Origin of the sequence: Vibrio artabrorum (assembly GCF_024347295.1) — a bacterium.
Classification (GTDB): domain Bacteria; phylum Pseudomonadota; class Gammaproteobacteria; order Enterobacterales; family Vibrionaceae; genus Vibrio; species Vibrio artabrorum.
Window position 1 is genome coordinate 423,379 of record NZ_AP025459.1, and the last position, 14,804, is coordinate 438,182.

11 protein-coding genes and 1 pseudogene are annotated in these 14,804 nt (G+C 45.8%); 8 read left to right on the top strand and 4 right to left on the bottom strand.

From position 1 onward, the window contains the following. Positions 1–77 precede the first annotated feature (77 nt). Together OCU36_RS16065 and uxuA are read left to right on the top strand one after the other, a co-directional pair. Entirely contained in the window at positions 78–860 is a 783-nt protein-coding gene (locus OCU36_RS16065) for an FCD domain-containing protein (protein ID WP_261840538.1), read from the top strand. A gap of 158 nt (positions 861–1,018) precedes the next feature. Continuing rightward, positions 1,019–2,206 (top strand): mannonate dehydratase, encoded by a 1,188-nt coding sequence (uxuA, locus tag OCU36_RS16070; RefSeq protein ID WP_261840539.1) that lies wholly within the window; start codon positions 1,019–1,021, stop codon positions 2,204–2,206. Positions 2,207–2,306: 100 nt separating this feature from the next. Here the strand turns inward: uxuA and OCU36_RS16075 are convergent, their stop codons facing one another. Beyond that, positions 2,307–3,080: an AraC family transcriptional regulator gene (locus OCU36_RS16075; protein ID WP_261840540.1), complete on the bottom strand. Its 774-nt coding sequence runs from the start codon at positions 3,078–3,080 to the stop codon at positions 2,307–2,309. Positions 3,081–3,177: 97 nt separating this feature from the next. Here OCU36_RS16075 and OCU36_RS16080 point away from each other — a divergent pair, with 97 nt between their 5' ends. After that, positions 3,178–4,299 (top strand): multidrug effflux MFS transporter, encoded by a 1,122-nt coding sequence (locus tag OCU36_RS16080; RefSeq protein WP_261840730.1) that lies wholly within the window; start codon positions 3,178–3,180, stop codon positions 4,297–4,299. A gap of 158 nt (positions 4,300–4,457) precedes the next feature. On the opposite strand, the gene OCU36_RS16085 is transcribed toward OCU36_RS16080, so the two are convergent. Together OCU36_RS16085 and OCU36_RS16090 are read right to left on the bottom strand one after the other, a co-directional pair. After that, entirely contained in the window at positions 4,458–5,468 is a 1,011-nt protein-coding gene (locus OCU36_RS16085) for a Gfo/Idh/MocA family protein (RefSeq protein ID WP_261840541.1), read from the bottom strand. Positions 5,469–5,581: 113 nt separating this feature from the next. Further along, positions 5,582–6,481, bottom strand: coding sequence for a homocysteine S-methyltransferase family protein (locus OCU36_RS16090; protein ID WP_261840542.1), 900 nt, complete (start codon positions 6,479–6,481; stop codon positions 5,582–5,584). 294 nt (positions 6,482–6,775) lie between these two features. On the opposite strand from OCU36_RS16090, the gene OCU36_RS16095 reads away from it, so the two are divergent. The 4 genes from OCU36_RS16095 (at position 6,776) to OCU36_RS16110 (ending at position 12,954) form a co-directional block, all read left to right on the top strand. Further along, positions 6,776–8,215: a 6-phospho-beta-glucosidase gene (locus OCU36_RS16095; protein WP_261840543.1), complete on the top strand. Its 1,440-nt coding sequence runs from the start codon at positions 6,776–6,778 to the stop codon at positions 8,213–8,215. Between the two features lie 99 nt (positions 8,216–8,314). Beyond that, positions 8,315–9,313: a LacI family DNA-binding transcriptional regulator gene (locus OCU36_RS16100; protein WP_261840544.1), complete on the top strand. Its 999-nt coding sequence runs from the start codon at positions 8,315–8,317 to the stop codon at positions 9,311–9,313. Between the two features lie 220 nt (positions 9,314–9,533). After that, the gene (locus OCU36_RS16105; protein WP_261840545.1) at positions 9,534–11,153 is read left to right on the top strand and encodes a peptide ABC transporter substrate-binding protein; all 1,620 of its coding nucleotides are present in this window, start codon (positions 9,534–9,536) and stop codon (positions 11,151–11,153) included. A gap of 268 nt (positions 11,154–11,421) precedes the next feature. Beyond that, entirely contained in the window at positions 11,422–12,954 is a 1,533-nt protein-coding gene (locus OCU36_RS16110; RefSeq protein WP_261840546.1) for a phospholipase D family protein, read from the top strand. 89 nt (positions 12,955–13,043) lie between these two features. Here OCU36_RS16110 and nfsA read toward each other — a convergent pair whose 3' ends face one another. Then, positions 13,044–13,766 carry an oxygen-insensitive NADPH nitroreductase gene (gene nfsA, locus OCU36_RS16115; protein WP_261840547.1) on the bottom strand — a complete coding sequence of 241 codons (723 nt, stop codon included), beginning with the start codon at positions 13,764–13,766 and terminating at the stop codon, positions 13,044–13,046. A gap of 101 nt (positions 13,767–13,867) precedes the next feature. Here nfsA and OCU36_RS16120 point away from each other — a divergent pair. After that, positions 13,868–14,685 (top strand): annotated as a pseudogene (locus OCU36_RS16120) (oxidoreductase); the annotation flags it as partial. Positions 14,686–14,804: the final 119 nt, after the last annotated feature.

Below are 14,804 nucleotides of genomic sequence, written 5' to 3' on the forward strand. Positions count from 1 at the left end.
AAACAAGGTGTTACTGCATTTTAGGATATAGAGGTTGACCAATTATATTTGGTCATTATGATGGCGAGAGAAATACAATGGAAAAAAGTGACAATATCATCATGATGCCTTTCGAGCCGAAAAGACCTTATCAGGAGATAGGGTTAGTACTAAGAAGAGAACTGATTGAAGGCCTGTATAAGGTCGGAGATAGGTTGCCTCCAGAACGCGATATTGCTGTTCGTTTAGATGTAAGCCGCACAGTGGTGCGTGAAGCGATCATTATGCTGGAGCTCGAAAACTTAGTTGAGGTAAAAAAAGGGTCGGGTGTTTATGTCCTGAATATTCCAACTCATTCTCGCGAGAATGTGGTCAGTGACGACGCTGGTCCATTCGAGATGCTGCAGGCCCGTCAATTACTGGAAAGTAATATCGCGGAGTTTGCGGCAACTCAGGTTACTCCGGGCGACATCGTTAAGATGCGCTCTGCACTTGAACTCGAGCGCGAAGAGCTTGCAAGCGGCACCACCGATTGCAGCGGAGATGAAAGATTTCACATGTGTATTGCAGAGGCCACTCAAAACTCTGTGTTGGTAGATATGTTGAAACAATCCTGGGATCGACGTGAAAAGAGTCCAATGTGGAATAAACTCCACTCTCACATCAGTGGTCAAGATTACCGTGAAGAATGGTTAGATGATCATGCTCGAATCCTCGCCGCCTTACAGCGCAAAGACCCTGTCGCTGCTAAGAACGCAATGTGGCAACACCTTGAGAATGTTAAACAGCGTTTGTTAGCGCTGTCAGACATTGATGACCCAAACTTTGATGGTTACTTATTTAGCTCCAATCCAGTGGTGCTGCTTAGCTCAGAAAGCTAATTCATTCACTAGGTTGTTGATAGGTAATCGTCTTTAGACCGGCGTAGACCGGTGCTATCTCGGGCAGTAATTGTCATTGCTGCCATTAAGAAGTCGTTATTGCATTTAGCTTGATTAATTCGAGTCGGCTAAGTGCGTCTTAAAGAAAGGTAAGTCTCATGGAACAAACGTGGCGTTGGTACGGCCCTAATGATCAAGTTTCGCTAGACGATATTCGTCAAGCGGGCGCAACTGGTATTGTGAATGCACTGCACCATATTCCTAATGGTGAAGTTTGGACAAAAGAAGAAATCCTTAAGCGTAAAGCCATTATCGAAGAGAAAGGTTTAACGTGGTCGGTTGTAGAAAGCGTGCCGGTGCACGAAGAGATCAAAACTCAAACGGGTAACTACCAGCATTGGATTGATAACTATAAGCAAACTCTGTCTAATCTTGCTGAGTGTGGCATCGATACGGTTTGTTATAACTTCATGCCCGTGTTGGATTGGACGCGTACTGATTTAGAGTTTGAAATGCCTGATGGCTCGCGCGCACTGCGTTTTGACCAAATTGCGTTTGCGGCATTTGAGCTGCATATCTTAAAACGTCCAGGTGCAGAGTCAGACTATTCAGAGTCAGAGCAAGCGCAAGCGTTGGATTACTTCAACAACATGACGCCAGAGCAAATTCAGCAACTGACCAACAACATCATCGCGGGTTTGCCGGGCGCTGAAGAAGGCTACACACTTGAAGCGTTTCAAGCACAGCTGGATCGCTATGCGGGAATCGATAAAGACAAGCTACGTGAGCACATGTCTTACTTCCTCGAGGAGGTGATGCCTATCTGTGATGCGAATGGCTTGAAGATGGCGGTTCACCCAGACGATCCACCGCGTCCGATTCTAGGCTTGCCTCGCATCGTTTCAACGATCGAAGACATTGATTGGTTGACCGAACATGTACCAAGCAAGATGAATGGCTTGACGATGTGTACAGGGTCATACGGTGTTCGTGGTGACAATGATCTGGTTAATATGATCAAAAAGCACGGTGACCGAATTTACTTTACGCACCTGCGTTCAACTAAGCGTGAAGAGAGTAACCCAATGACATTCCATGAAGCTGCGCACCTAGATGGTGATGTGGACATGTACAACGTTGTCATGGCCATTTTGGATGAAGAAAATCGTCGTGCAGAAGTGGGCGATCACCGCTTAATTCCAATGCGTCCAGATCACGGTCATCAAATGCTGGATGACCTGAAGAAAACCACTAACCCAGGTTATTCGGCGATCGGTCGATTGAAAGGCTTGGCTGAAGTTCGTGGTTTAGAGATGGCATTGAAACGCGCTTTCTACACCAAATAACGACGGCATCTCGCTTTAAAATACGCCTAAAAACCAGAACTCATGTTCTGGTTTTTTTGTATCTGAGCTCAGTAAAACTTAAGCGTTTGGATAACAACAATCATGCTGCTAACTTGGTAAACGCCAACGGAGTTTGCCCGGTTTGCTGTTTGAAAAAGGCGATAAACGCACTGTTGGATGAGAATTCTAGCCGATGAGCTACGTCACCGACTTGTCGGTTTTCTGAGAGCAGTTCAATTGCTTTAAACAAGCGCCATTGCTGACGCCACTCTTGATAAGTCATGCCTGTTTCGGCTTTGAATAATCGAGTAATCGTCTTGGTGCTTGCGCCAACTGAGTTCGCTAATGTCGACAGGGCTGGGGCAAGAAAGGAAGCGGTTCGGACTCGTTTGCAAAAGCTTTTAAAGCGGCGATCTGTCGGTAGCGGCAAGATAAACGAGTGTTGGTTAGCGCTGTAAAACTCTTCCCAAAATAGATTGGCGGTATTGGTGGTTTGCTCGCGGGCAATGCCCCAATCCCAGAAAGCCATCTTATTGATCAGGGCTTTTAAAAGCTCATTCACTTCCACAATTTCAATCGCTTCTGGGCCGGTGTAAATACTGCTATCAAAATAGAGCGACCGGTAAGCAACCACATTGGTCATCTGCGCGCGATGCTTGGTATAGGGCGGGATCCACACGGCTTTGGTCGGCGGCAAAATACAAATGGCGTTTTCCAAGGTTAAGGTGATGCAGCCCCGCGGCGCATACAGCAGCTGTCCTTTTACGTGCTGATGTATTCCTGAATCATGCTGACCGAGCTCTGCAGCAATCCCTATTACGGGCGCAGGCAAGCTGTCTGCATCAAACTTAATGGTCTCGTTGATTAATGCCATTTGTCCCAATCTTGTTGTTTTTGGTTTTAATGTTGTTAACGAACCAAGGTTAGTTTCCCCTAGACTCCTCGTCAAGTTCACTGGTCTTGGAAAAATGATGAAAACAAAACCGTCTTTATGGCAGATGGTGCTATTGCTGATGTTCCCTCAAATTGCAGAAACCATCTATAGCCCGGCTCTGGATTCAATATCGACATTCTTTGCTGTGAGTTACGCACAAGCGGCGCAAACACTCTCGATCTACTTCTCAGCGTTTGCGCTCGGTGTGGTGGTATGGGGCATATTGGCAGACAGATGGGGGCGTCGGCCAACCCTATTATTGGGCTTGGGATTATTCGCGTGTTCTGCGCTGATCGCAATGCAAGCCAATAGCTTTGTTTGGTTGATGATAGCCAGAGCCATGGGCGCTTTCGGGCTTGCGGTGGGCTCGGTGGTGACACAAACCATGTTGCGCGATGCCTTTAGCGGCGCTGAACTGGCTAAAGTGTTCAGTTACATGGGGATAGGGTTGTCGATTAGCCCAATCATCGGCCTGCTTCTTGGCGGTCAATTAAGCCAAGCGGGCGGGCATCAATATGTATTTATTGCCTTGTTTATTATGGTGTTAGTGCTGTTGGCACACAGCCTATGGTCATTGCCTGAAACGCAACAATCTAGGCAGCCATTGCCGTTAAAGTCACTCAGTATTCACATGGTCAAAGATAGCGATATATGGATGTCTGCGTTGTTGGTCGCGTCGTTCAATATTGCGCTGTTTTCCTATTATCAATTGGGTTCATTTGCCTTCATTCAACTTGGATTTAGCGTCGAGCAGTTTGGCTACAGCGGCATTGTGCTTGGGTTCGGGACCCTGTTAGGAAGTTTGGTGAACAAGACATTATTGAAGCGACAAGTGTCTTCAATGTCTTTGATTGGTATCGCGGCAGGGCTTCAAACACTAGGTGCAGTGGGTGTCTATTTTTCACAACACTCAATATGGTTTTTACTTCCGATGATGCTGGTGGTCATGGCGTTTGGTATTGCGATTCCCAATGTGTTGAGTCGCGCATTAGTTCGCTACCAATCTCAAGCGGGAAGTGCAGGCGCACTGTTTGGTTTGATGTATTACACCTTGATCGGCTCTGGGCTCGCGTTAGCGGGAATGATTCAAGATTTAGGGGTGGTGTTGGTACTTTGCGGCGCTTTGTCTGTGTTGGTGACGATACGCAACCGACTTTAGCTTAAACGCTAAGTCTCTCATCTGTATTGATAAATACCGTGCCCTGTTTGGCGCGGAATTTATCATTGCTTAGTTCGTAAATGTGGATATTGACAGGGGTAATCGCAGTTATTGACTACGATTGGTATTCGGTATTGAGGTTGCCCAGTGTGCTTTTCCTAACCACGAAGTTGAGTTAAATGTGGATAGCCAGAGCCAATCAGTGCTTTTTCCATCGTGTCGAGAACACGAGAGGTTATCTCTGAGCTTAGGATATTCGATTCAGTTTTGCCTTGAAGCACCAACTCTGAAAAATGGTCGATTTCAAATTCGAACCCATTGCCCGTCACTCGTTTGTTGATGGTCGACTTCTGCCCTTGATGTTCAATCTCAATAAAGGCCGGATTCCACCATTTTTCGTGAATGGTGATTTTGGTTTCGGGCCCACTCAAATGTGCTGACCAGGGAAAATTTTGCACGGTTGATGCCGATATCTTACCGTTCATATCACCAGAGAATGTAAAGCACGCATCGGTATCAACATTCGCCCCCTCATACAGACATGACATCTCTACCTGAGGTTTTGAAGGGGTCACACCCAGAATTCGACACAGATCGTAGAAGAACCAAAGCCCATAGACCCCAACATCGAGTGTTGCTCCGCCTGACAAGTCCGGATTGAAGATAAACAAATCGGGATCATAGTCGTGATGGTTACCAAAGCTGGCTTCGATGGAATCTATCTGAATGTTGTTGTCGACCAAGAATGATTGGAGCTCACGATACGCGGGAAACACCACGGTTTTCATCGCTTCTAACAGCATCACGCCATTTTGTTTCGCAAGGGCTTTCATCTCAAGCCAGTCAGCAAGGTTGGTAAAAGCCGGCTTCTCAACCAATACATGCTTATTGTTCTTTAGAAACAGTTCGGCGAGTGGCTGGTGGTATGGGTGAACCGTAGCGATGTAAACCGCTTCAACATTTGGGTCATTCGCCATCTCTTCATAAGAGCCATAAGCCTTGTCGCAACCAAACTTGTTGGCGAACGTGGCTGCGCGTGAGTGATCTCTGGCGGCAACCGCATAAAGCTCACCATGCAGACAGTGTTCTGTGACTGCCGTTGCGAATCGATTAGCGATATTACCTAGCCCTGCGATGCCCCATTTAATTTTGCGTTGCGTGTCGCTCATCTGTTGCTCCAAATCGTTGTTTTGTCTCAGTGTACTCAGAGACGTCACATACAAATAGAGAACAGATTTCTCAACCTGTTCTCTATTTATTTTATTCTAGTTGAAGCTCAGGATTAGCTCTGTAGGGAGCGTTTCCAATCGGCTAGAGCTTGAATGTGTTTTGGCCCGATGCCACAACAGCCACCGACGATATTCGCGCCCAGTGCGTGCCAACGTTTAGCGTAAGTTAAGTAACCTTGACCATCCAGCTCACGCATCTCCTGAAACATATCATTCGCTTCATGTTCGCTGCTGATAGGCGCAAAATTGTTGGCGTAGACACCAATTTCTAAATCACGGCCTAGCTCCTCGATCACTTTCTTAGCATCGATAATGGCTTGGTCCATCACTTCAGGCACTGAGCAGTTAAACATAATGCCTGTCGCGTTTGATTGGCAGGCAAGTTTGATCGCGTCTGTTACGCTCTCGCCTGAACGAATATTGGCAGAATCGCCCTTGGTGTCTTCCAAACTGAATGCGTAGTAACACGGCTTATCGGACTGCTTGAGTACCGCATGAATGGAATCGAATTCTTGCAGGCTACAGATGGTTTCCGCTATCCAAAAATCGATGTTTGGATCTTGCGCATCGTAAAGGGTTTGAATGATTGGCGCGGCTTCTTCGACCTTAAATAAGTCTGGTCGGTAGCTGCCAAATGGCGGTGGAATCGCGCCTGCTACTTTCACTGTGTGGGGTGCATTGTCTGCAACTGCTTTAGCCAGCTCACCAGACAGTGCGGCTAGTTCAAAGCCTTGTTGCGTGAACAGTTCTGCACCCAAGTGGAAAGGCACACAGGCGTAGCTATTGGTGATCAGGATTTCAGCACCTGCATCGACAAAGTTTTGATGCGCTTGGCTGACAAAGTCGGGTGCTTCAATCAGCGCTTGAGCACTCCAAAGCGGTTGAGAAAATGGCGCGCCAATTTCTTTGAGTTCTCGGCCCATGCCGCCATCAAGTATGGTGAGTGTTTTCATATTCAATACTATCTAAACAATTGCTGAAGTTCTGCCGCCACCATATCAGACAACGTTAGAAGACAGAAGCCATCAAGATGCTGTGTTATCGAGAATGAAATTGGGTGTCAAAACTTCAAGTTAAACCGGTACAGCAATTTTTAATGGATCGATGTTTCGATCAAAAAAGATCGTTTAACTGTTGGTGAAACCGGTTTCAATCTGTATCTTTGCTTTTATTGAAATCGGTTTCAGAGTTGCAATAAGCACTCTAATCCTGATCTTTTTCACGAATAACTTGTAGCGAGTAATGGTATGAACAACGAATTTCCGAACGATTTTTTATGGGGTGGTGCGGTTGCAGCACACCAACTAGAAGGCGGCTGGGATGCGAATGGTAAAGGTGTCAGTGTTGTTGATGTATTAACAGCGGGCGCTCATGGTGTACAACGTCGAATCACCGATGGCGTGATCGACGGCGAAAACTACCCCAACCAAGTGGCTGTTGATTTCTACCACCGTTACAAAGAAGACATTAAGTTATTCGCTGAGATGGGCTTTAAGTGTTTCCGTACCAGTATCGCGTGGACGCGTATTTTCCCAAATGGTGACGAATCAGAACCGTGTGAAGCGGGTTTAGCATTTTACGATGATCTGTTTGATGAGCTGTTGAAATACAATATTCAGCCAGTGGTCACACTGAGCCACTTTGAAATGCCTTACCATCTAGCTAACGAATATGGCGGCTGGATGAACCGAAAAGTGATCGACTTCTTCGTTAAGTATTCAACTACAGTGATGGGGCGATACCAGCACAAAGTGAAATACTGGATGACGTTTAACGAGATCAACAACCAGATGAACACTTCGGCAGACATTTTCGGTTGGTTATGCTCTGGCGTGAAGTTCCCACAATGTGAAAAGCCGCAAGAAGCCATGTATCAAGCGGTTCACCACCAGTTTGTGGCCAGTGCTTTGGTGGTTAAGAAAGGTCATGAGATTAACCCAGATCTTCAAATCGGCGCAATGTGTGCGATGGTGCCTTTCTATCCTCGCTCTTCAAAGCCAGAAGACATCATGGTGGCGCAGCAAGCGATGCGTGACCGTTATTTCTTCTCGGATGTCATGGTGCGTGGTCATTACCCAAATTACGCTAGGCGTGATTGGGCAATCAAAGGCTTCAACATTGAGATGCAGCCAGAAGATGAGCAGATCCTAAAAGAAGGTAAGGCGGATTACTTAGGCTTTAGCTACTACATGTCAAATACCTTGGATTCTTCTTCGCATCAGTCAACTGAAGAAGCGATGGACGGCGGTCATGAAAACTCGGTCGATAACCCGTTTATTCAGTCTAGCGATTGGGGCTGGCCGATTGATCCAATCGGTTTACGTTTCTGTTTAGCGTCTCTGTATGAACGTTATGAAGTGCCATTGTTCATCGTTGAGAACGGTTTTGGCGCTGTAGATACCATTGAAGAAGATGGCAGCATTCATGACGACTACCGCATCGCTTACCTTAGCGACCATATCAAAGAGATGAAAAAATCCGTTGCGATTGATGGTGTTGATTTGATGGGGTATACCCCTTGGGGCTGTATCGATTTAGTGTCGTTCACCACCGGTGAGATGAAAAAACGTTACGGATTCATCTATGTAGATAAGCATAACGATCAATCTGGCTCACTAGAGCGCAAGCGTAAGAAGTCGTTCGAGTGGTATAAAGGCGTGATTGCATCTAACGGTGCCACTATTTAGAATGCATTTCCCAGCGCAGTTATGTGAACTGTGAGCTGTCATTTTGCAATGAATTAGTCGGCCTATGTCGGCTAATTTTTTATAAAGGAAAAGAAGCAAATGGTAACCATGCTTGATGTCGCAAACCGCGCAGGCGTCTCTAAATCGACCGTTTCTCGTGTCTTAAATGGCAAGAACATCGTGCGCCCAGATGTGGTGAAAAAGGTCTTTGATGCGATTCAAGAAACAGGTTATCGACCGAATTTGTTGGCCCAGCAATTGGCGACCAAGAAGACCAATTTCATCGGCTTTGTTATCACTAATGAGTTGTTTAACGGCCCTTATTTCTCTTCCTTGATGTATCACGCGGCCTCTTATAGCGAAAAGTCGAATCACCAGTTGGTGATCACCGATGGAAAACACAGCGCTGAAGACGAGAGAAAGGCGATCAACTTCCTGTTAGATATGAAGTGCGCGGGCATCATCATCTATCCACAGTGCTTAACCGAAAGTGAGATAGCAAAGATCATCGAAAGCACTGACACACCGATTCTGGTGCTCAACCGAGAAATGCCGTCGAAGCCCAATCATGCCATTACCACCGACCATTATCAGAGCGCTTGTTTGATGGTTGAACACATCATCGAGCAAGGTCATACAGACATTGCAGTGATTAGAGGTAAAGCCGGTTCTTCGACCGACAAGCTGCGTTACCAAGCCTATCAAGATGTGTTAACTAAACAGGGTATGGCATTGGATGAGTCCAAAGTTGTTCAAGGTGATTGGACGATGGAGAGCGGTTATCTTGCGGCTCAGGCTTTGGCAAAAAGCAAAGCAACATTCACCGCTATCTTGTCTGAAAACGATGACATGGCGATTGGTGCGATTAAGGCGTTAACCGAACTTGGGTACTCATTGCCTCAAGATGTTTCGATTGTCGGCTTTGATAACAGCAAAGTGGGGGCGTTTTTAACGCCAAGCTTAACGTCTGTCAGTGTGCCATTAGAGCAAATGACGCAAAAAGCGATTCTAAAAATCGTCGGTGAAACCGAGCAAGCGACCACCATCAAAACCACTGGCAGTTTGGTGTTGCGTGATTCGATAGCGAAGCTAAATTAGCACTGTTCGAATGTCATATTTCTTCTACAAAAAGTGACCAGTTGCGCATCTCTTAAACCAAGCGCAAACACTTCTTATCCACCTTATATCGAGGTGCGATATGGGATACAGAAGATAGTTTGTATAAAGCATCTCATTATAAGTTATAGACTTTGGTTACTTCTCTTTAAAACCATGTTTTATATAATGGTTTTAATTGTTCTTAGAATCTAGCCCACTAATGAAAATATCAACACTCTTTAAGATAAGCAGTCTTACGTTGGCTTTTGCTTGGTCAACCTCAAATGTAGCTGCGGAATTACCTGCTAATACTCAATTAGCAGCAAAACAACATCTAGTCCGTGGTAATTTTGATGAGCCACCCTCTTTTGATCCCGCCTTTTCGTCAACAGGAGCGAGTTCCTCGATCGTGAATGACATGTTTGAAGGGCTTGTGACTCAAGATCTTAACGGTAATATTGTACCTGCTCTTGCTACCCACTGGGATATTTCAAATCATGGGCTCACCTATACCTTCCATCTACGTCAGGGCATTAAATGGTCTGATGGGACGCCTATCACCGCACACGACTTTGAATTTGAGCTTAAGCGTGTTATCGATCCTAATACGGGGGCGCCTTATGCTTGGTATTATGAGGCGGCTCATATTAAAAACGCAGCCGAAATTATCCAAGGTAAGCTTCCTGCGGAACAGCTAGGTGTCAAGGCTATTAATGATAACACCCTAGAACTGACGTTAGATAAAGCGATCCCATACTTTACTTCCATGCTGATCCACGAAAGTCTATTCGCGGCACCAGAGCATGTGATTAAGAAGTACGGAACACAGTGGACAAGACCTGAGAACATTGTGGTCAGTTCCGCCTTTAAAATGACAGAGCACGTTGTTAATGAGCTTGTTGAGGCTGTTCGTAACCCGCTATATTGGAATAATGAAAAAACCGTTATTAACAAGGTTACCTACTTAGCTCTTTCTGATGCAAAATCGGAATACAATCGCTTCCAAACTGGCGAGATAAGCATGACAGGGCATATTCCTGTTGGCATGGTACAAAAAATCAAACAAGAGGCGCCAGAGACATTAGTCATTGCCCCTAAGGTAGCGGAATATTTCATTGGATTTAACGCCACAAAACCGCCATTTAACGATGCTCGTTTGCGTAAAGCTATTGGCTACAGTATCGATCGCGAAGTCATCGCTCATCAAATCTTCCATAAAGACTTTGGTGTTGCCTTTAGCTTTGTACCTCCAGCAACGGCTAATTACAGCCAGCCAGAAACGCCTTGGGGTCAGTTAACCCAACAACAACGCGAACAAAAAGCTCGAGAGTTATATAAAGAGGCTGGATATGATAGCCAACACCCACTTGAAATTACCTTTGAATATGCAAGTGATAGTGAGCTAGATAAGTTAGCCAATGCCGTTGCTGCTATGCTGAAAAAGAATTTAGGTGTACATATGTCTTTGCACAAACAAGACGTGAAAGCCTTTATTGCCAAGCGACGCTCTGGTGACTTTGATATCCTTAGCTATCAATGGGGAGGGGATTACAATGAAGCCTCAACTTTCTTAGACATGTTTGCTAAGGGTGGCTATAACCCAGGTAAATGGTCTAACGCTGAATACGATCGCATTATTGCAAAAGCTAAGACCACCGCGAGTCTTACTGAGCGTAATAAGCTCTACCATCAAGGTGAATCGATTCTGATGCAAGAAATGCCAGCGACACCGATCTACTTTGAGACTAAAGCTATCCTTAAGCAGCCGAATCTTGGTGGGTATTCAATAACCAGTCCTCTGCATATTCGCTACTCAAGAGATATGTATTTTACTCAATAGTCGGTATAGCGATATACGATTCTGTCCCAAAATTTGGTAGGCGATTTGGGATGTGGTTGCCGTAGGTAACCGGTGTAAAGTGCTGAAATTGGACGATAACGAGTAATTATCTTATCGAATCGAGAAAGCCCGAACCTAGGTTCGGGCTTTTTTGCTATAAATTTCAGGTTTTAGCAGTAATAATCAAGGAATAGACCTAAACAACTTGTTCATCGCAAAGTTGTAGGGACAGTTTCTAACGACGTCACCGTGAAAGGAAGTCAGACATATGCCTGTGCTCCAACGCATCAGTTTAACCTTAATCTTAGTCGCTATTCTCGGCGGCTGTTCTTCATTACCAGAAGGCATCGACCATCCCGTTGAATCGAAAACCTCGCCAAAACCGAGCACTTTGTCGGCTTTAGTCAGTGAATATCAACCTGAACATTTAGATCAAGCAACCACCGCTGTTCATTTACAAGAATCAGGTTGGGACGCCTTAGCTCAGCGATTGGCTTTGGTTGAAAGTGCTGAACATAGCATAGACATTCAATATTATATCTGGAACTCCGACGAATCGGGTCGTTACCTAGCTAGCCGTGTGTTAGCGGCGGCCGATCGTGGCGTGAAGGTACGAGTGATGCTTGATGATATCAACTTAAACGAACGAGAAGGGTTATTATCGGCACTGAATGCACACCCGAATGTCGAGATCCGAATTTTCAATCCAACACCAGCGCGGCATGGTTTCAGTAAATGGTTGAGTTTTGTTGGGGATTTTTCTCGTTTAAACCGTCGTATGCATAATAAGTCGTTTACCGTAGATGGCACCTTGTCTGTGGTAGGCGGGCGTAATATTGGTGACGAATACTTCGATCTTTCAGATGAGATCAACTTCCGAGACCGTGATGTGTTGGTTATGGGCTCGGTCGTTAATACCATCCAAACCAGTTTTATCGAATACTGGAATAGCCGTTGGTCTTACCCCGTCGATATGTTGGGTGACGATGAACGACCGGATCTCTCAAAGATAGATGATATTGCCGTTCCTCATTATCAACATTACCCAGAACTGCCCTTAGACCATGAAGCGGCAAATAGTTTGCTCCAAGAGGTGATTGGTGACATGACTTGGGTAAATGCCCGTTTTGTTTACGACCAACCTGTCCCTGCCGATGCCGATAATACCGATCAACCGAAAGCGACTGCCGTCTTTCTCGGAAAGCTGGCGAGTGAATCGAAACAAGAAATCTTACTTGAGTCGGCATACCTGGTTTTCGATGACAGTCAACTGAAAGAGTGGAGAGAGTTGAACAATGAAGGTGTTGAGATAAAGGCGCTGACCAATTCAATGGCGTCCAATGATCTTGTGACCAATCACTCCGCTTATGCGGGCAGACGCTACGATATGTTGGAAAATGGCATCGACCTGTTTGAGTTAAAGCCTGAATCTAAGCTGTGTGAAGCGTCGACTCAAGATGTGTCTAAATGTGCGCCTGACACGGCTTATGGTTTACACGCTAAATCAGTCGTCTTTGACCGCAGTATCGCGAGCATTGGCTCATTTAACTTCAACTTGCGCTCTACCTACCTCAATACGGAATCGGTTTTGATCATCGAGAATAAAGCCATTGCTGAAACGTTAGCAGATACCATCGAACAAGCAATGAGTGAAGATAATAGTTGGCGATTAGAACTGAAAGACGGTGATGTGTATTGGTATTCCGGCGAGCAAAGCTGGGATAGCGAACCAGAAACCGGTAAGTGGGAACGAATGCAGTCAGGTTTCTTACAATTGCTACCGATTGAGAAATATCTGTAAGCTAGCGGCCTCTGGATAAATAAAAATGTCAGCGTATCGTACGCTGACATTTTTGTTTGTGCTGTGGTTTGCTGCAATCTCTTAACGGCTTAACGTTTGGTCAGCTGCTTGCTGTTCAAGTAAGGCAGGATATGCGGGCGAGATTCGCCGGATAGCTTTTGCGTGATCTGCTGGGACCAACTGCTCTGCTTTTGGTTGCTTGAACGGCTTGCGTAGTAGCTTTGCATCGAATCATCGTAGCTGGCAATGTCATCTAGGCTCAGTGGCTGGTATTGGTTTTCGTGCATCACCACGTGAGCTGGAAGGCGAGGCTTAACTTCGGGTTGCTGCGCTGGGTGACCTAAGCACATGCCGAACAACACGGCGGTATGTTGTGGTAGTTGTAACAGTTCATCGACTTGTTGTGCGCTGTTACGCAGCCCGCCAATGTACACGCCACCTAAACCTAGAGACTCAGCCGCCAGCATACAGTTTTGCGCCATGATGCCAGAATCTACTGCGCCAATCAGGGTCAGTTCAGTAAAGTCGGTTTTCACTTCAGGGTTGATTTGAGCGTGGCGTTGGTAGTCGATACAGAACACTAAAAATTCAGCCGCATTCTCAACGTAAGCTTGGTTACCTGCGTACTCGGCTAACAGTTTGCGCTTTTCTTTGTCTGTCACTCTTACGATAGAAACAGCCTGCAGTAAACTGGATGATGAAGCCGCGAGACCAGCCTGAATAATCACATCAAGTTGTGCTTTTTCAATCGGTTGATTTGTATATTGACGAATGGAGCGGTGCCCCAGAATAGTTTCAATCGTGCTGTTCATGTTCTCTGACAGTCCTTATGGTAATGACGTAGAGAATCACAATAACGACAATTACCAGGAGCGTAAAGGGGGATAGAGCCTTTCTGGTTGGCGTAACAAGGGGAATTGGCCTATCCATGATGGGTACGTGATGGTCGATAGAGGTGCGCTTGGTGAACCTAAAAGCGTTGTGTTGGATGAGCGCAGTGACTTAACCGTATTTCGTGAGTGGGCGAAGGCTGGAACACAGAATGGTTCGCAGATATGGATGTAATTGAATCACCCAGGTAAGCAAATTCCTAAGTTCTTATGTGATAGCCCGGTTGCTCTTTCGGCTATCTCTTTAGAGCGTGGTTTAGAGAAAGGCTTCAATACGCCACGAGCTCTGACTGAGACGGAAATAATCATAATTATTGATAAGTTCGCGCTGAGTGCAAAGCTTTCAAAGCAAGCAGGTTTACTGGTGTGCAGATTCACGGTGCTCATGGTTATCTTGTAAGTCAATTTTTATCTTCGAGACACAATCAACGCCAGCATGGTAAAACGTGAAGCGTATTTTATGGATTATATGGTTAAGGCGAGAAAACTTGTCAGCACTCCGTTGGTAGTCACAGGTGGTTTTCGAACCGCGCAAGCAATGAATGAAGCATTAAATACCTCGGCGACCGATTGTATTGGTATTGCGCGCACAATGGCGGTTGATCCTGATTTCCCTAACAAGTTAATTGAAAACCGTAGACATGGCATGCCGCTAACCGTGCTAACGACCGGAAAACCCGCATTAGACAAGATGGCGATGGTCGGGTTAGTTTGGTATGAACATCAGATGTGGCGCATCGTCTCTGGCTAGAATGCCGCCCCCAAATTAAGCGCATTAGGTGTGGTGTTAAAAACAATTCTCAGCGCCGGTTGGCATGCTTTCAAGAAACGCAGAGCGTAAGCAGTCATGGATTGTTAAAGCAGAGCTTTGAGGGATTGAAGTTCTGCTTTTTTGTCTGGTCAGCGAGTTAATTTTGGTTATCGAGCGCCAATAGAAAGGTAAGACGTTATAGGGATTAC

What these genes read in the sequence shown, in the direction of transcription:
- OCU36_RS16075 (WP_261840540.1), bottom strand. Translation starts at nt 3,080, where the DNA reads ATGGCATTAATCAACGAGACCATTAAGTTTGATGCAGACAGCTTGCCT.
- OCU36_RS16090 (WP_261840542.1), bottom strand. Translation starts at nt 6,481, where the DNA reads ATGAAAACACTCACCATACTTGATGGCGGCATGGGCCGAGAACTCAAA.
- OCU36_RS16080 (WP_261840730.1), top strand. Translation starts at nt 3,178, where the DNA reads ATGAAAACAAAACCGTCTTTATGGCAGATGGTGCTATTGCTGATGTTC.
- OCU36_RS16110 (WP_261840546.1), top strand. Translation starts at nt 11,422, where the DNA reads ATGCCTGTGCTCCAACGCATCAGTTTAACCTTAATCTTAGTCGCTATT.
- uxuA (WP_261840539.1), top strand. Translation starts at nt 1,019, where the DNA reads ATGGAACAAACGTGGCGTTGGTACGGCCCTAATGATCAAGTTTCGCTA.
- OCU36_RS16065 (WP_261840538.1), top strand. Translation starts at nt 78, where the DNA reads ATGGAAAAAAGTGACAATATCATCATGATGCCTTTCGAGCCGAAAAGA.
- OCU36_RS16095 (WP_261840543.1), top strand. Translation starts at nt 6,776, where the DNA reads ATGAACAACGAATTTCCGAACGATTTTTTATGGGGTGGTGCGGTTGCA.
- OCU36_RS16100 (WP_261840544.1), top strand. Translation starts at nt 8,315, where the DNA reads ATGGTAACCATGCTTGATGTCGCAAACCGCGCAGGCGTCTCTAAATCG.
- OCU36_RS16085 (WP_261840541.1), bottom strand. Translation starts at nt 5,468, where the DNA reads ATGAGCGACACGCAACGCAAAATTAAATGGGGCATCGCAGGGCTAGGT.
- nfsA (WP_261840547.1), bottom strand. Translation starts at nt 13,766, where the DNA reads ATGAACAGCACGATTGAAACTATTCTGGGGCACCGCTCCATTCGTCAA.
- OCU36_RS16105 (WP_261840545.1), top strand. Translation starts at nt 9,534, where the DNA reads ATGAAAATATCAACACTCTTTAAGATAAGCAGTCTTACGTTGGCTTTT.